The following is a 17,447-nucleotide window of genomic DNA, read 5'->3' as shown; positions in this document are numbered from 1 at the left end:
CCTTACGGCGGGAAACCCGCCTGCAGGACTGGTCTCACCGCCTCATGCGCGCTGGACTCACCAGTTCCCTGCGGAGGCGACTGGCGAACCCCGAAGGGGCGCTGCTCTGGGTCCCACAAGATGGATAATTTATTTCTTGGAAATCCCTAGCAAGAAGATTAAGGAGAAATAAAAATGCAGTCATTTGTTACAGCTATCCCTACTGGAATAGCAGCTTTTGCAGCGACTAACTTAGACGATCTAGTTATCCTGACGCTGTTATTTTCACAGGTTAATGCAACTTTCCGTCATCGACACATCGTCATCGGTCAATACTTGGGCTTTTGTACTCTAGTCATTGCTAGCTTAGTTGGTTTTTTTGGAGGTTTAGTATTACCATCCCAATGGATTGGTTTGCTAGGTTTAGTGCCGATTTCTATTGGGCTAAGTCGTCTGCTCAATCCAGAAAACGATTCAACATCTCAAACCGAGTCAGAAACCGAGTTATCTGTTTCTTCTACCTTTGCTGGTTTCCTTTCTCCCCAAACTTATAGTGTGGCAGCTATTACCATTGCTAATGGCAGTGACAATGTAAGCATTTATATGCCTTTGTTTGCTCACTCTTCTTTTGTGGAGCTGTTAGTCATTATTGCAGTCTTCTTATTGCTCGTTGGAGTTTGGTGTACTCTCACCTATAAACTAACTTGTAAACCAGCGATCGCCAATCTCTTAAACCGTTATGGTAATAGTCTTGTACCGTTTGTCTTAATAGGCTTAGGTGTGTTTATTATTCTAGATAGTGCCTCCCTAACTCCAATTACTTTAATAGCGATTTCCCTAAGTTTAATAGGGCTTATCAAAACTATTCAAAATACCAAATTTAAAACTCAAAGTTTATAATTCTTAAAAAATTATGAAACTTCTCCAAGTCCTTTTAGTCATCTTAGTGCTTGTGCTGAACCTAGTCACTGCGTTTCCCTCTTGGGCAAAAACTCCTTCCCTAGCTAACAATCCTGATGATTTTCAAGTGGGACAGAAAGTCATTTGGCTTTACAAAGCTCGTGCCGACTTTGAGGAAGTTCATAAAATTCCTGCTGAAGTCGTAAAACTAAGCGACAAGCAGGTACAAATTAAAGTCCGTAAAAACAACGAATTCATCAACCGTTGGGTAAGTCCTAACAAGCTAAAGAAGTTTCACCCTATTCAAGAGAAATGAAAAATTAACTAAGACTCCCTTTCAGCCAATTCCAACCATCGCTCAGTTGCTGTATCAATTGCTTGCTTCAGATTTTCTACCTGTTCGTAAAGTTTCTGCACTTGGCTGTAGTTACCAGGAGGAACTTTTGTCATCGCTTTTTCTGCTTCTGTTTTTTCAGCTTCTAACTGAGCAATTTTCCCTTCTAATTGTTCAAATTCGCGCTTCTCCCAATTGGATAATCCTCGCTTTTTCTTTGTTCCATTGTCTTGAGATTGAGATGTTGCATTTATTGTCTCATTTTTTACTTTTTCTTTGGTAGGAGTGCTTTGTTGCTGCTTTTCTTCTTCTGCTTTCTTATAATCTAAATAAACAGAGTAATTGCCTGGGTATTGTCGAATATTTCCACCTTCTTCAAAAGCAAATATAGTGTCTACAGTCCTATCTAGAAAGTAGCGATCGTGAGAAACAGCGATCGCACAACCGGAAAAATCCTCTAAATACTCCTCTAGCACTGCCAAAGTCTGAACGTCCAAGTCGTTTGTTGGTTCGTCTAATATTAAAACGTTAGGCGCACCCATCAAAATACGTAGTAGAAATAACCGACGTTTTTCTCCTCCCGAAAGTTTGTGAATGGGAGCATATTGTTGGTTACCTGGAAATAAAAAGCGCTCTAACATTTGAGAAGCAGTGATTCTCGTGCCATCAGCTATACTGATAAATTCTCCTTCTTCTTTGATATAGTCAATGACTCGCTGATTTTCGTTCAATGCTAATAGCAATTCTTCAGAGTGCTGATCGAAATAACCAATGTGAATGGTAGAACCAATATCTACAACCCCAGTATCTGGAGCCGTGCGTTCCGTCATGATATTTAACAAAGTGGATTTACCCGAACCATTCCCACCAATGATACCAATTCGGTCTTCCGGGCTAAATTCGTAGGTAAAATCTTTGATTAATGTTCTTTCATTATAAGCCTTAGATACATGACTAATTTCAATAACTTTTTTGCCAATACGACGACTCGCTGTCGCAATATCAACTTTACCTTGAACTTGTTTAAACTCTGTTTCTCTCATTGCTTGAATGCGATCGATTCTGGCTTTTTGTTTCGTACTCCGGGCTTTTGGTCCCCGTTTGAGCCATTCCAGTTCGCGCCGCAAGACTCCTTGGTGTTTTCTTTGACTGCTCACAGCAGATTCTTCTGCTAATGCTTTCTTTTCTAAGTAATAAGAGTAGTTACCAGCGTAGGTGTAAATGTCTCCTCGGTCAATCTCAATAATCCGATTGGTGACTTTATCCAAAAAGTAGCGATCGTGAGTTATTAATAAGAGTGCGCCACGATAACGATTTAAGTAACTTTGCAACCACTCTACAGAATTGGCATCCAAATGGTTTGTTGGTTCGTCCATGAGCAACAAATCGGGTTCTGATAGCAAAGCTGTAGCCAAAGCGATGCGTTTGCGATAACCACCAGATAAAGTGCCAACAAGAGCGTTAAAGTCTGTGATGCCTAATTTTGAAAGAATGATTTTGGCATTTGTTTCTAGTTCCCAAGCATTAATTGAGTCCATCCGTTGCATGACGGAGGATAAACGCGATAGCAACTGTTTATCTTCTGGTGCGTGGGCTAATTTGTCGGAAAGTTCTTCATACTCTCGCACTAAAGTCATTTGTTCGCCACTGTCAGCGAAAACTTGTTCTAAAACTGTGTGATTCTCATCGACTTCTGGCTGTTGGGGCAGATAGATAATTTTAGCTCCAGAATTGGTTATAATTTGACCGCTATCAATTGGTTCTAATCCCGCAATCATTTTTAGTAATGTGGATTTGCCAGAACCATTGGTTCCAATTAGTCCGACTTTATCGTTTGTATCTAGGCTAAAACTTGCTTCTTTTAGAATTTCTTTGATACCAAAATCTTTTTTTACTGATTGTAGGGTGATAATACTCATAATATTTGGTTAGTGTTTGTGGTTAGTAGGGGTGTGATGCTTTGCTCCCGATATTTAGTTTTAGGAACCGCACCCTGTAGCAGATGCACGCAGACGGTTGATTGCTCTTCCGAATGATTAATGTTATCAATACCTCTTTTTAGTTTGGTTAAGATTTATTGTATGTTTCTACAGATTTTTAGAGGCGGTGTTGAGAAAACTTCACTGGCAATTGAGGTGGCTTATCAGTGTATGGAGCAAAACTTTTTTGCTGCGATCGCATAAGTAAACTCATGAGAAGCAGTTGTTGCAGCTGCTAAGAAAGTTGAGAAATTTCAAAATTAGGCGTTAGCTCGCTCATGATTTGCCTTCCTTATCTGGAAGTTAGAATTTATTCAGATCTCACCACCAACTCAGGAAAGATCCGAGAGACAATCTGTTGGTTTGCCGCGATCTTTACATAGCATACATCTTACGATCGCCCTGCCAACTCCCGAACAAACGCTTGATGTTTCGGATCGCTAATCCCTGCTTGCAACACATTTAGGACGAACATCATATTGCCCTCTAATAATGCCGACACCGCTAGCCACAAACCTGGAAACACGCTACTGCAAATTATGCCATCAGCATCAGGTTCAACTGATACAAATTCCTCAGCTTGTAACCGAAACCAATTGAAGCGATTTTCAAAGGTTTGCCACACCAAATATTCCTGCACGCCATTGCGGCGGTAGACGTTTCGCTTGGTTCCTAAATCAATTGCTGCACTGCTAGTTGCAATTTCCGCGACTAATTCCGGTGGTCCTTCGATATAACCATCTTCACTGATTGTCGAGTTACCACCAATTTCAATCCGCAGTAGCGCATCTGGTTGTGGTTCATTGTCCAAATCCAGTCTGGTTGTGGCGTTATCCGATCCGCTTACACCTGGAGTAGCCGTACTGTATACTCCTAGCCAGGTAATTAAATTAAAATGAGGATTGCCATGAAAGACTCGTACAGGCGATGCCACGTAAACCACTCCTTCGATCAATTCCGCTTTGAATTTTTCTGGGGTTGCTTCATAGCGGCGCTCAAACTCAGCACGAGTTAAGCGATCGCCACTCTCTAAGGGTGGAATAGGGATAGAACGGGCAGGCTGCTGCAACACCATAATCAATATGAGCGAGAATGAAAGAGATAAAGTTATTTTAGCAATAGACCGTTACAAAAATTGGAAAAGCAGCTTGACACCGAAGTTACTGAGAACTTTACGCAAATACTTACATCCTTTAACCACTAACTAAACAAACAAATCTAAAGGTAAATACCCGAACATTTCATTAACTCCGCCCTAAGAATAAGATTGACAGCTAACAAGTACTCATTTAGGGTTTTAGGAACCGCACCCTGTAGCAGATGCACGCAGACGGGCGATTGCTCTTCTGAATGTTATGTGTTGTCGTGCCTCTTTTTAGTTTGGTTAAGATTTATTGTAGGTCGGGTTGCGGGAAGTGCGAAATCACGGAGTCTCTTCACTGATTTTGGTTATGAAATGGAGTATTTTTTGAATTAAACAGTATATTTTCTGACTAAGTACTTGCGGAAATCTATCCTAAGTTATAATATAGTGGACAATGGAAAACTACAACTAAATTACTTATAACTCCTTTTGAGAAATACAAAAGAGTTTTTATTATAGAAAAATTTTTTATTTAGTGAATGGCGGTAGAACAAGAAAAGATTTCTCATTGACTCTCTTATCAACTTTTCACAAATTCTATTTATGGAAAGAGAAGAAGAAATTCTAAAGATTCGCGGGTTGATCGCCGTACATCAGAAGAATCTTTATGCTATCGAGGAGATTCTTGCTACTTATGGAGTCGATAGACCCATTCACTTGTTGAATAGTTTGACTTTTGAACAAGAAGAAATTAAGAAATTACATTCAAGATTAAATGCGTTGGAACTTCCTGCCGAGCAGCAAAGATTGAATGGCAAAAAATGTTTGCAAAATCTACCCAGACGACCTTTTTTTGTTGGGCGAGAACAAGAAATTGAAACTATTCTTGGTTCTTTAGACCCTACAAGTCGTACTTTTATTGTTGCTATTGAGGGTTTGGGTGGGGTTGGGAAGACTTCCCTGGCAATTGAGGTGGCTTATCAATGTGTGGAGCGCGACCTTTTTGCTGCGATCGTTTGGGTAACAGCTAAAGAACTTATTCTGACACCTTCTGGTGTGGAGACGCAAACTCCTGATATTCAAGCATTAAAGGATATATTTTCTACTATTGGTGAGGTTCTGAATTATTCTACCATCAGAAATAATCCATTAGAAGAACAAAATAAAATTTCCTACAGCTTGTTAAGTAAACAAACAACGCTTTTATTAATTGATAATTTTGAAACTTTATCTTTATCAGAAAGAGAAGAAATTATTGCATTTTTAAGAAAAACACCTGTCACAGTTAAATCAATAATTACATCTCGTGAAAGAATTTCTGAAGGGCATCGCATTCAATTGAAAGGTCTTTTAAATGAGGAAAGTAAGACCTTATTGGAGTGGGTTGCTTCGCAACACGCTAATCGCCTAACAAATGAACAAATTGACAAAATTATTAAAGTGACTGGTGGTCTTCCACTTGCTATGCTCTGGGTTGAGGCACAAGTTTCTACTTCGGGAGCGTCAGTCAATCAAGTGATAGAGCGGTTGGAATTTGGCTCGGATTTACCCATATTACAATTTTGCTTTGAAAAAAGTTGGGGGCTACTAGAAACCAAAGCGCAGCAAATCCTAATTGCTCTGGCTTTACATATAGATCCTGCTACTAGGACTGCCTTGACTTACATTGTTAAAGTACGAGAATCCGATGAGTGCGACTCTGCTATTACTTCTATTTTGCAACTCTCTCTAGTTATTCATAATCAAGAATTAGACCGATTGTGTTTGCATCCTTTAACTCGCAGGTTTGTGCTGACAAAAGCAAAACAAAACAAAGCTTTTGTGAGAAAAGCAAATCAACAAATGGCTCAGTACTATCTTGATTTAGTTCAAAAGCAGGGTAAGTTTGAACTTTGGCGAGATTACGATCGCCTTTTACTAGACAGAGATAATATTCTCGCAGCTTCGCAACTGTGTTACAGAGCGATGAAGCAAAAAAACGCTAGAACTGCCAAGCTTCTGCCAGCACAAAGAAAACAAGCAGAGATGATGATTGCGTTTGCTCAAGCGTTTGGCAGTGTTCTTTGGCAATGTGGTTTCTGGCTCGATCGCTTATCCTTAACTCACGCAGCATTAGAAGCAGCACAACTGCTCGAAGATTGGAAATCCGTAGGAAATTTCTCTCGTAACATTACATGGATCTACTTTTACCAAGGCGACTATATACGAGCACAGCGTTGGGCAGAAGCATCCTTACAAGCAATGCTGCAAACAGGTGATGACATACAAATTGCCACCGCCAAACGAGCTTTGGGTACAGTTGTCACTCACTTAAGTGAGTTTGACAGGGCAAAGCAACTTCTTTTAGAAGCGATCGAAGTTTACGAACAGCATAACCACGACGATTATGCTCTCTACGGTTTGGGTTTTGCTCAGAATGATATGGGAGATTTAGCGTATGAAATGCATGACTATGATGAAGCAGCCAGATGGTATGAAACTGCGATTGAAACATGGCAATCGCCGGAGCGACAAGATCCCAATCGGCACATATCTATAGGTTTGAATGGTTTGGGATTTGTTGCTTTACGACAAGGGCAATTCAGTGAAGCAGAGCAATTCTTTCATCAAAGTATGGATGCAGCAGGAGAGTCTTCTATTCGTCAGGAGGAAAAAGCACGAGCTAAACTTGGGCTTGCAGAAATTGCTATAGAACAAAGTGCTATAGAGCAAGCAGTCATGCTTGCTCGAGAAGCGCTAGAAACATTCAAACAGGTAGGAATGCAACATGAAATCCATTTAGCACAACAATTGATCGAACGTTTTTCCCATACACAATAACTCGATATTCAGTAAGCATTGGAGGCTCCTTTGTGAAATCTTTAGATGATTTCAGAAAACCTTTTCAGATATTAAAACAAAAACTGACTGCGCTTACTATTCCTCTCCAATTTCAATCCCACCTAATAGATTTGATAGTGCAACTGCAAAACCAAGCAGAAAGATTTGCAACTCAAGATGAAGTCACCCATGCTTTGAATCGCCGTGGAGAAGAATGGTTTGTTCCTATCAATCAAATCCGTAGTGTAGCCAAAATAGACTTATATGATATGCGTCAAGCAAACAGAGTTTATGGTGTATCTGCGGTAGATAAAGAACTTCGCAGGCTATCTTACAGTCTGAAAACGTTATTCAAGTTCGATTTGGGTAACTACGTGCGGAGATCGGGTGGAAGTGATGAATTTATAGTGCTCTCAACTAACAAAACAGTCCCTCAACTTCATCGTATTCTGCATAAATTTCACTCTCAAGACAAATTTGAAGCTTTAATTCCTTGGGATTTTGGAGTCGGAATTTCAGAACAGGAAGCAGAACAAAAATTACAAAAAAGTCGGAAGAAACTTCGACCAATGGTTCTTCGACCAATCGTTATGGACAATCACTCTGAAATTCAACGCACGTATCAATACGACAGCGATGTACCATCATGGGAAGAATTTTATCGCTCCTACTGCGATCTCATTGTGTGTCTTCGCCAACTCAAATTACATTCTCATGTAGAACAAGAACTCTTTGAGAGTATAAATCTACTACAAACCCATGCCGAGTCTGAAATTACTATTGATAGAATGACTGGCGCATTAAATGCGATTGGTAGAAGATGGTACTTGACATCAAGCCAGAAATTCATTAAAAGTATAGCATTGACCGATATGCGGGACATGCATGGTGGTAATCTACGCTACGGATCGCAAGCAGTCGATCGCGACTTACAGAGGTTTGCATCAGTTCTTCTAGAAGAGTTTAAGCGTGAAGATGGCTTTTTTGTACTTCGCTCGGCAAAAGCGGGTGATGAATTTGAAGTCATATCTTGCAAAGTTGGTTTTGATGAGCTACAACAGCGGTTTATTAAACTGCACGAGCAAGACACAAAGCGTGGGTTACTCCCTTGGAACTACGGTATTGGTAAAGATGAAATAGAAGCCTATAACGACCTTTACAAAAACATTGTTCAGTATAAAATGAGTGTTCCCCCAGAATCACAACAGCCCACAATTTCAGGATCTGTAAATAATAATGACGTAAAACCCTCAACGTATTATTTGGTTGCTAAACCTGAAGAGCAAGAGTATTGCCAAATTTATAATCTCATCAAAAAGATTGCTGAAACTTGTGGTGGTTCGCCTATTGAGGATTTACATTTTACGATTCAATCAGTACGCGATGTTTCTGATATAACAGCTTTAATTAACTCCATCCAAGAATGCTGTAGTCAACTAAACTCTTTTGAGGTTAAATTTGCAGGCATGGCTCGCATGAGTGCTGCTTCTATTGACCGAATTTGGTTGTTAGTAGAAAACAACCCGCACATCACAGCACTTTATCAAAACATTGCTACTATGTCACAGAAGTTAAACTTAAAGAGTTATCCGTATCCTGTCAATGAATGGAAACCACACGTGAAAGCGGTGCTACTCCCTAATAATACTGCTCCTATTGAAGATAACACTCTCTTTAAAAGAGCAGAAAATTTGAATTTCCGATTGAAAAACTTGCAATTAACTCGTCAAGTTGATGAAAATAAATGGGAAACTGTCTGTAACTTCACAATTACTACCTGAAGTTGCAAAATGAGCGATAAATTACAGCTTACTCCATTGGAAAAATCCCTCTACTTCGTATTTCTTTAATATCAATTAACCGTGCAAATCCTTGAGAATCAAAAAATGGTCGCTCTAGTAGCGATGAAACTCTCTTAAACTGTTCCATCCCTCTCTTAAATGCTTCTTCAAAGGAATGATTTCTCGTCATTGTAGTTTCTAAAAACTCATATTGCTTGCTTCCTGGTGAAATTTCCCATCCTACAAATGCGTGACCTCTTGTAAGAACGATCGCTGGATTCATTGCTGCACGTTCCAATAAACTAGCATAAAGAACAGCACCATCAATACAGTTGGCTTGGCGATTGAGCAAACTATCTTTTGGTAAATTTACCCGTTGCTGAACTTCATCCGCTTGTTTGCCAAAGCTAATAGATGCACTAATATAGGTGATTTCTGCCTTTAACTTGAGCGCTTGAAAAATCGCTTCTACTTGCGATCGCACTCTTGAAGCTTTCTCTTCAACGTTACCTCCACCTTGGTATCCCCGCAATACTCCCGTAGGACTATAATCAGCAGCATACCTCAGCATTTCCACAACAGCGCGATCGTTAGGCGTTACCCAAGCTGCAATGTGGTAAGACAAATCCCGTACTGTATTTTCATCATCAACAATAGCCCAGGTGATGACATCACGAGCCAAAAACTGGACATCATAATCTTGAAGAGACAATAAAGACTCTTGCCCATTTTCAATACAGCTTACACGAGTATGTAAGATGGCTCTGCGAACTTCATATAGAGATGCAATTTCATCTTGTTTAAGAATAGGAAGCTGAGTCAAACTTTTGCTTTGTGCGGGTGCTATCTGAACGGTATCACTTCGGATATAAGAAAATTGCTCGATCCCCGAAGAAAGAACAACAGTTTTGGCTGTGTTGGTAGGATTAACAATATAAAATTTTACTATAGGCAAATCCTCCTGAGAATAGAGGTGTAAAATACCTGTAGGAAGAAACTTGTAAAGACTTTGAATATCTACCTCTATTTGTCTATCAGAGTCATTCCCTCTGTGCTGTTCTAATTCTTGGATTTTCTTTAAAATTTTGGTTCTCTCGGTTTCAATAAACTCTTGTTGATTTAATAAATGAATCGGTATCATATTGAATGCAAAACTTGCCATGTGAGTTTCTATCATGCGTAAGTTTTGCGTTTGTTGACGTAGAAGATTGCGTAAGTGATGTATTTGCTCGTCAATTTCTTGTGAAGTCTGAAACATTTCAAATCACTTCCTATGCAAAATCTGTTTGGTTACCCATACTTATTGTTGGAAAAAGAGCAAAACATTAAGTTCTGAGAACCAAACAGCTTGTTATTCACCTCTCAAATATAGCAATTGCTCGAGCTTTTTCATGATATGAGCAACCACTACAACCCACAACGTTATTACCTCCAGCTTTTTTCACCTCATACATATACTCATCAGCTCGCTTCAACAGGCTTTCTCCTTGAGGATCGTCTTCCGGGTGCAAACAAGTCACTCCTATGCTAAGAGTGAGTTTAACAGTTAAAACATCATCAGCGCGATCGACTAAGAAGAGTTCTTCCCCAATCTTGCTACGGAGATGACGCGCTACATCCAGTGTTGCTTCACAAGTTCGATTGCTCGCAATGATTATGAACTCATCCCCGCCATAACGATATATAGTCATACCGTCCGATTCTAGATGAGATCGTAGACGACAAGACAACTGTTGCAATACGCGATCGCCAACTGGATGCCCATAATTATCATTGACTTGTTTAAAGCGATCGAGTTCCAGCATAATGACGGATAAAGGAGTTCCGTCACAACGGCGGGCTATCTTAATTTGTTCGGGCAAATCTCTCTCCAATGCAGCACGGTTATCTAACTTTGTCAACCGATCTGTGTACGCTATAGTAAATAACGATCGCGTATATTCCGTCTTACTTACACCTCGATTGAATTCCTCAATCAGCAATTGTTTGGTATCTTCCTCTTTTGAAGTAGAACCTACTTCTTCAGTAAGATAATGCCAAAAAATATACGCATCAGCCCCTTGCTCTTTTGCTGCGAGTTCGGCAACAGTCATTTGTTGGGCGCTAAGAGCAAGTAATTCAGGGCGATCTTCCAGAATTATAACGTGTATCCAGAGTAAATCTGGATTATTTTTCAACCAACGACAGAGTTCCTCTCTTCCACTGAAACCAGCCTGTATAACTATAACATCAGGTGGTACTTTTTGAATACGTAGTGTTGCTTCATTCAAACTCTCAGTTCTATATATCCTATCGGAGGATGCACTAAGTATTTGCGGCGGAAGTGTACCAAAAAAGTCATAGCTTCCATAAACAATAACGCTACACATTAGACATTCGCACAATGATTAATAAAGCCCCTAGTACATTCTCAAAGATGTACGATGCATTCACTCTTAAGCCTCAGTAGTAAGACATATCTTTATTCATCTCACGGCTGAATCGTAAGTAGTCAGACATAATTCCTATCCCGTTCACGATTGAATCGTAAAAAATTAGGAAGAAAGTCACGGGTTGAGATAACTAAAGTTATGATTCTACTTCATCCAAAATTCACACATTGACAAAATCGAATCTCTGTATAATGAACACTTCATACCCTTTGCCCCCTATATCCTTCCACGACTACAGGCTTTCTTAGTTATCTGCCCATATCCAATATACTATCTTTGAAATTACTACCCTGCCACTATAAAATTGCAAACCTTCAACCTCTCTTGATTCTCTGTATTCTTTGTGACTCGTGGTTTTTAAAATTGAATATTTTTATTCTAAAAACAAAAAATAAAGACTGCTCACTCTACTATTTAAACAAACAAATCTAAGGGGAAATACCCAAATCTTTCGTTAACTCTGCCTTGGAAAAAATTAACTAAAATTCCTTAGAGAACGAGATATTTGTAATATGTGCTAAGGTGGGATTATGATGATTAAAAATGACCAACAGTTACACCATACAAAGGAATGGTTACATGAAGTAATGCTTGTTGCTCTAGCTCTACAGGTTTTTCCATTGTATTAAAAAGGTGAGCAATGCCCGTCTTTTTAATACGAGCACCACTAACAAAAGGTAACAAACTACTAACTAAATAAACAAATCCAAAGGTAAATGTCCAAACATTTCATTAACTCCGCCCTGAGAATAAGATTGACAGCTGACAAGTACTCCTCGGTGGTGTCCTGAATAAGAGTCGAGGTAGCACAAACCGTTTTTTCCATTTAATTTGATATAAACTGGACCATCCATCATAGGTAAATCGCTGGGTGCTTCATAACCAAAGGCATGGGAATAAGTTTTCATTGCTAACATTCCTTCTTCGGCAGTATCAGCACAGATCCCTAAAATTTGATAGTCAGAAAGACTAGTAAATAGAATTAACGCTTCACGAACTGCTTCCTTTTCTGATGACTTGATATTGGGAGCAATGTCTACACAGTTAAATTTAGTAAGGATTTTTTTAGCTTCTTGTATGCTCAAATCGTTTTGTTTTTGATTGGTCATATATGGTTTTATTATCCTTGGTTTGTTATTCGTCATTGGCGATTGAGAATTGGGGATTGGGGGTAGGTATTATTGGTCAGGTGGTCACTGGTCACTGTTCACTGTTCACTGTTTACTGCATTGCCTAAGTTGAAAAGAAATGGCACAGTACTCTTAGAATTGCTATCCATAACTAGAACTTTCGGCATTTGAGCGCCACCACTTTTCCAAGCTTCAATAGCTTCTTTCTGCAAAACTAACTGTCCTCCTTGAGCCTTTAAAGTTTCTGCTAAAAGTCTTTGAGCTTCTGCTTTCCCCTTAGCACGATTGATTTCTGCTTGCGCTTCTTGTTCGGCTTCTCGTGCCACATAAACTGCTCTTTGTGCTCTTTGTTCGGCAATTTGCTTTTCTTCTACTGCTCTGGCAAACTCTGGGGAAAACGTTAAGTCTACTACACTAGTATCTAATACTATTATTCCATATTTATCTAGCCGTTGCTCTAAGGCTGTGTCAAAGTCTTCTTTTAATTCGCTTCTTTTAGTAATGGCTTCTTCTACCGTTCTTCTGGCAGCTGCAATTTTGAAGGATTCTTGTGTTTGTGGGGCAATAATTTTGGCAACAATATTTTCGAGTGTTCCTTGTTTTCTTCTAATTTCCACAACCTGGATGGGGTCGATGCGAAAGTTAATTGCAAATCTTGCTGTTAAAGTTTGCAAATCCTTTGTCGAACTTTCTGCAGGAACTTCAAACTTTTGTACTGTTAAATCATACACATCTACTACTGATATAAATGGTGGGATGAGGTGAATGCCTTCTATTAAAGCACCATCTCTAGCTTTACCTAAAATACTCAGTACCCCTGCTTGTCCGGGATTGATGATAATGAAGGAATTTAGGCTTAAAGCAACAAGTATTGCTGCTGCAATTCCCAAAACTGCGCTCTGCCAATTTGCCAACTGCTGATTTTTCAATTGCTTCTCTCCTCCGATTTTAGATTCACCGATTTTGGATTGACTAGCTCAAAACTACTCCCTTTGCGCTCTAAAATTCCACTCACTTTGTAGGGTGGGCTATGCCGCACATTCGCCGTTGTAGGGCATAGCCCCACTACCTGTAATGGTAGTCTTCTGGCACCGAAGGGAGTAGTACAACCTTTTATTCTTCTGCTGCCCAATCCCCAATTCCCGATGCCCTCTGCCCATTGCCCAATTCCCAATCCCTGTTATCGTGCTACCATTCAGATCCACGCATCTACTTACGACAGTGGCTAAGGTACTTAAGTCTTATCAAAAATCGAGAAGGCGATCGCCTTCAACCCATCCCCTTAAGCGATTGCTGAATTACGGACACCGATATCGCAAACAAATTTGGCTGGCTACAGCTTGTTCAGTCCTCAATAAGCTTTTTGACTTGGCACCTCCCGGTTTAATTGGCATCGCGGTAGATGTGGTAGTGAAGCAGCAAGATTCTATCATTGCTCAATTGGGTGTAAAGGATATCTTTTGGCAATTCTTAATTCTTTCATTGTTGACTGTCATTATCTGGATACTGGAATCTATTTTTGAATACGCTTATGCCAGACTTTGGCGCAATTTAGCGCAAGATATCCAGCACGATCTTCGTCTAGATGCTTACAAACATTTGCAAGAGTTGGAACTGGCATATTTTGAAGAACGTAGTACAGGTGGTTTGATGTCCATACTTAGCGATGATATCAATCAACTGGAACGTTTTTTGGATGTGGGAGCAAATGATATTCTCCAAGTTGCTACTACCGTTGTAATTATTGGTGGTACTTTCTTTATTTTGGCTCCTAGTGTTGCTTGGATGTCAATGCTACCAATACCATTTATTCTCTGGGGTTCTTTTGCTTATCAGGATTTACTTGCTCCTCGTTATGCTGATATTCGGGAAAAGGTGGGGCTGCTGAATTCTCGTTTGGTAAACAATTTGGGTGGCATCACAACTATTAAGAGTTTTACGTCAGAAGATTACGAAGTTTCACGCTTGGCAGAGGAAAGCGAGGCATATCGTCGCAGTAATAATAAAGCCATTAAGTTATCGGCGGCATTTATTCCTTTGATTCGGATGCTGATTTTAGGTGGGTACACGGCATTGCTGTTGTTTGGCGGTATTGCTGCTGTTAATGGCAAAATGTCTGTTGGTACTTATAGCGTTCTCGTTTTCTTAATTCAACGCTTGCTTTGGCCTCTTACGAGATTGGGTGAAACTTTTGACCAATACCAACGTGCAATGGCTTCCACAAATCGAGTTATGGATTTGTTGGATACTCCTATAGCTATTCCTACAGGAGATATTGCGCTACCTATCGATAAAGTTCGTGGTGAGTTGGTATTAAAGGAGGTGACGTTTAGTTATAAGGATCGATTACCTGTTGTTAGGAATTTATCTTTACATATTCCGGCGGGTAAAACAATTGCTATTGTTGGTTCTACTGGTTCGGGTAAAAGTACTCTGATTAAACTTTTATTACGCTTGTATGAAGTCCAATCGGGACAAATTATCCTCGATGGCATTGATATCCAAGATTTAAATTTGCGGGATTTACGTCGTTGTATTGGTTTGGTTAGTCAGGATGTCTTCTTATTTCATGGCAGTGTTGCAGAAAATATATCTTACGGTAGATTTGATGCAAACAATTATGAAATCATTGAGGCAGCTAAGGTGGCTGAAGCACACGATTTTATTATGCAGTTACCTCAAGGCTACGAAACAATTGTTGGCGAACGGGGTCAAAAGTTATCTGGGGGACAACGACAGCGAATTGCGATCGCACGTGCTGTCTTAAAAAATCCGCCCATTCTGATTCTAGACGAGGCCACCTCAGCTGTCGATAATGAGACAGAAGCCGCAATTCAACGCTCCTTGGAACATATTACCGTCAACAGAACAACCATCGCGATCGCACACCGTCTTTCCACTATTCGCAACGCCGACCGCATTTATGTCATGGAATACGGACGATTTGTAGAATCTGGAACTCACGAACAACTCCTCAACCAAAACGGAGTTTATGCAAGTCTTTGGCGCGTACAATCCGGTCTAAAATAAGGATCGCGCACTTGTCACAAGTGCGCGATATTCTTCATTACGGACTTCCAAATAAAAAAATCTCCCAAAATTTTTTGTAGTGCGGGCGTCCCCCTAACTCCTTTATCCTAAATCCAAAATTTAAAATTATGTTCTTTGGTCATACCCAACCCGAATCGGCAGATAATAAGTGGCGGCATCAGCTAGATAGCTTTGTCAAAGCTCATAAACAAGAATTAGCAGCCCTATCCTGGGGTTTGTGGTTAGAAAATGGTAGCGACCAAGGCACTGTGGGCATAGATCTACAACCAAGACCTCATTTTGTTTACTGTCCCAAAGAAGCAGTAGACAAGCTTAACAGTAGCGTTGACAACAGACTTCAGGAAATTATAGGAATTGTAGAGCATTATAATCCTGAAGTTGAAGTTTTGATGATAGGAATTGGCAAAGAGCAAATTAAGTTAATTCATTTTCAACCAGAAACCTCACCACCTGTCTGCTACGAACAAGTGGGTAAAGATGTTAACACTTTGTTAGAACAGTTGGAAGAAGAATTAAGTAAACAATTAGTTATGTAGGGTAGGTATTGCCCACCACATTCACCTTTTGGTGAGCAATACCTACCCTACTTACAAATTAGAGCGCTCTGTGAGAAAAACGATAGTACAAGAAGATAGCAATAATCGCACCTAAAACAGCAACAAACAAACCAGGAATACTCAGAGTTGCAGAAGTCAGCGTGAAAGTTCCTGTTTGCAGTAAGTTAACTAATGTTCCGCCAACTAAAGCACCAATAATTCCTAAAACCAAAGTACCTAAAATCCCACCACCTTGGTAACCCGGATAAATAGCTTTTGCGATCGCACCTGCAAGAAGACCCAAAACAACCCAAGCAATAAGATTCATTTTTTCACTTCCTTTTCGTTCTGCACCGAATACTTTCTATTTAATATCATGTAGTCCTTTTATTCATCTTTCATCAGAAACAATTCTAACTTTTCTCAAGAAAGAGGTAATGGTGCTATGACTTACACTTGATTAAGTCTTGAGAAAGCATAGCTCGCTCTAAAGTTATAACTATTGTGGATTTTAGATGCGTGGATGCGTGGATTGAGTACTGTGGATAGTGCTCTACCGCACAAGAGTTTCATATGGTGGGCTTTAGCTCTACCTACACTACTCGCACCCACCAAAAATTTTGGAAATTTTTTAAAATTGGAAGTCACGAGTAACTGTTATTATCCTTTTTAGCAGTCAAGATATGTATTGTAAAAATGTATTTAGAAACTGAAAACTCCCAGGAAATTACTCAATTAAAAACAGAAGTGATAACCAAACGCAATCAAGGAGAAGTAGTATTTGAAATCAAAAAAATTGTACGCGATAACTTGAGCGAACGTTCTGTAACGTCTGGTTCTCTCGAACCTTCTTATGAGGTTCTAGAACTCATCGATTCATTTGTCACTCAACAAGGATATCACAATTTAGGCGATCGTTGGAGAGAAATTAGTCGAGAAGAAGCTGAAAAAATTATAAATTTCATTATGACGAAAGATTTAGCTTATTCTGCAGAGCTTATGTCTCCAGAAGAAGCACAGCAAATTTCCTCCAAGGTATCAACTCTGTTTGCAGGAGATTGCAAATACTTTACCAATGCATCGTTTGTGAATAATTTTTCGGGCATGAGTGAATGGAATTCAATTACAGAATCAACCTTTGACACGGGAGTGATTGTTGTTAGCGGCGATCGCATTGGTATGCTATGGGTGCAAGATGAAGATTAAAAATAGCGCTATCCGGACATTTTTCCCCGATGCTACTCCCGATAACAATAACCCCAAGTGCGTACAGTAATGGCTTCAACAATTGTAAAATCTTACAAACGGCTCTTAGCGGTTGTTACCAGTGCAGTCAAATTGTGAAGTGCCACTTTGCACAGTCAATATTAACTCTATTTCGTTAATATGTATGAAGCCGTACCACGATAGGGTATATCCGG

At 39.8% G+C, this 17,447-nt stretch carries 15 protein-coding genes and 1 pseudogene; 8 read left to right on the top strand and 8 right to left on the bottom strand.

Annotation, left to right across the window (positions count from 1 at the left end; genetic code table 11):
• Positions 1 to 174 precede the first annotated feature (174 nt).
• Together ACKTT2_RS27440 and ACKTT2_RS27435 are read left to right on the top strand one after the other, a co-directional pair.
• Positions 175 to 879 carry a cadmium resistance transporter gene (locus ACKTT2_RS27440; protein ID WP_407892548.1) on the top strand — a complete coding sequence of 235 codons (705 nt, stop codon included), beginning with the start codon at positions 175 to 177 and terminating at the stop codon, positions 877 to 879.
• A 13-nt stretch (positions 880 to 892) separates the two neighbouring features.
• The gene (locus ACKTT2_RS27435) at positions 893 to 1,195 is read left to right on the top strand and encodes a hypothetical protein (protein ID WP_407892546.1); all 303 of its coding nucleotides are present in this window, start codon (positions 893 to 895) and stop codon (positions 1,193 to 1,195) included.
• 8 nt (positions 1,196 to 1,203) lie between these two features.
• Here the strand turns inward: ACKTT2_RS27435 and ACKTT2_RS27430 are convergent, their stop codons facing one another.
• Complete coding sequence (locus ACKTT2_RS27430) at positions 1,204 to 3,132, bottom strand: ABC-F family ATP-binding cassette domain-containing protein (RefSeq protein ID WP_407892544.1); 1,929 nt, start codon at positions 3,130 to 3,132, stop codon at positions 1,204 to 1,206.
• Positions 3,133 to 3,583: 451 nt separating this feature from the next.
• Entirely contained in the window at positions 3,584 to 4,267 is a 684-nt protein-coding gene (locus ACKTT2_RS27425; protein WP_407892542.1) for a Uma2 family endonuclease, read from the bottom strand.
• A 7-nt stretch (positions 4,268 to 4,274) separates the two neighbouring features.
• Here ACKTT2_RS27425 and ACKTT2_RS27420 point away from each other — a divergent pair, with 7 nt between their 5' ends.
• Positions 4,275 to 4,400: a hypothetical protein gene (locus ACKTT2_RS27420; RefSeq protein ID WP_407892540.1), complete on the top strand. Its 126-nt coding sequence runs from the start codon at positions 4,275 to 4,277 to the stop codon at positions 4,398 to 4,400.
• Here the strand turns inward: ACKTT2_RS27420 and ACKTT2_RS27415 are convergent.
• A pseudogene (locus ACKTT2_RS27415) lies at positions 4,397 to 4,477 on the bottom strand (DUF1824 family protein); the annotation flags it as partial. The gene ACKTT2_RS27420 and the pseudogene ACKTT2_RS27415 overlap by 4 nt on opposite strands.
• 402 nt (positions 4,478 to 4,879) lie before the next feature.
• On the opposite strand from ACKTT2_RS27415, the gene ACKTT2_RS27410 reads away from it, so the two are divergent.
• Complete coding sequence (locus ACKTT2_RS27410) at positions 4,880 to 7,096, top strand: tetratricopeptide repeat protein (protein ID WP_407892538.1); 2,217 nt, start codon at positions 4,880 to 4,882, stop codon at positions 7,094 to 7,096.
• Positions 7,097 to 7,128: 32 nt separating this feature from the next.
• The gene (locus ACKTT2_RS27405) at positions 7,129 to 8,877 is read left to right on the top strand and encodes a 2'-5' RNA ligase family protein (protein WP_407892535.1); all 1,749 of its coding nucleotides are present in this window, start codon (positions 7,129 to 7,131) and stop codon (positions 8,875 to 8,877) included.
• Positions 8,878 to 8,905: 28 nt separating this feature from the next.
• Here ACKTT2_RS27405 and ACKTT2_RS27400 read toward each other — a convergent pair whose 3' ends face one another.
• From ACKTT2_RS27400 to ACKTT2_RS27385, 4 genes are all read right to left on the bottom strand, one after another.
• A complete protein-coding gene (locus ACKTT2_RS27400) occupies positions 8,906 to 10,135 on the bottom strand; it encodes a hypothetical protein (RefSeq protein ID WP_407892533.1) in 1,230 nt (409 codons plus the stop codon).
• 97 nt (positions 10,136 to 10,232) lie between these two features.
• The gene (locus ACKTT2_RS27395; protein ID WP_407892531.1) at positions 10,233 to 11,246 is read right to left on the bottom strand and encodes a diguanylate cyclase; all 1,014 of its coding nucleotides are present in this window, start codon (positions 11,244 to 11,246) and stop codon (positions 10,233 to 10,235) included.
• Positions 11,247 to 12,001: 755 nt separating this feature from the next.
• A complete protein-coding gene (locus ACKTT2_RS27390; protein WP_407892529.1) occupies positions 12,002 to 12,418 on the bottom strand; it encodes a DUF1824 family protein in 417 nt (138 codons plus the stop codon).
• Between the two features lie 98 nt (positions 12,419 to 12,516).
• Positions 12,517 to 13,368 carry a prohibitin family protein gene (locus ACKTT2_RS27385; RefSeq protein ID WP_407892527.1) on the bottom strand — a complete coding sequence of 284 codons (852 nt, stop codon included), beginning with the start codon at positions 13,366 to 13,368 and terminating at the stop codon, positions 12,517 to 12,519.
• Between the two features lie 292 nt (positions 13,369 to 13,660).
• Here ACKTT2_RS27385 and ACKTT2_RS27380 point away from each other — a divergent pair, with 292 nt between their 5' ends.
• Together ACKTT2_RS27380 and ccmS are read left to right on the top strand one after the other, a co-directional pair.
• Positions 13,661 to 15,469: an ABC transporter ATP-binding protein gene (locus ACKTT2_RS27380; protein ID WP_407892525.1), complete on the top strand. Its 1,809-nt coding sequence runs from the start codon at positions 13,661 to 13,663 to the stop codon at positions 15,467 to 15,469.
• A 128-nt stretch (positions 15,470 to 15,597) separates the two neighbouring features.
• Positions 15,598 to 16,026 (top strand): beta-carboxysome assembly chaperone CcmS, encoded by a 429-nt coding sequence (gene ccmS, locus ACKTT2_RS27375; RefSeq protein ID WP_407892523.1) that lies wholly within the window; start codon positions 15,598 to 15,600, stop codon positions 16,024 to 16,026.
• A 58-nt stretch (positions 16,027 to 16,084) separates the two neighbouring features.
• On the opposite strand, the gene ACKTT2_RS27370 is transcribed toward ccmS, so the two are convergent.
• Positions 16,085 to 16,354, bottom strand: a complete 270-nt coding sequence (locus tag ACKTT2_RS27370) for a GlsB/YeaQ/YmgE family stress response membrane protein (RefSeq protein ID WP_407892521.1) — start codon at positions 16,352 to 16,354, stop codon at positions 16,085 to 16,087.
• Between the two features lie 368 nt (positions 16,355 to 16,722).
• Here ACKTT2_RS27370 and ACKTT2_RS27365 point away from each other — a divergent pair, with 368 nt between their 5' ends.
• Positions 16,723 to 17,232 (top strand): hypothetical protein, encoded by a 510-nt coding sequence (locus ACKTT2_RS27365; RefSeq protein ID WP_407892519.1) that lies wholly within the window; start codon positions 16,723 to 16,725, stop codon positions 17,230 to 17,232.
• The last annotated feature ends 215 nt before the right edge of the window (positions 17,233 to 17,447 follow it).

It is taken from the genome of Scytonema hankhaensis NUACC26 (assembly GCF_045865695.1).
Taxonomy (GTDB): Bacteria; Cyanobacteriota; Cyanobacteriia; order Cyanobacteriales; family Nostocaceae; genus Scytonema.
This window is presented reverse-complemented; position numbering and strand designations above follow the sequence as displayed.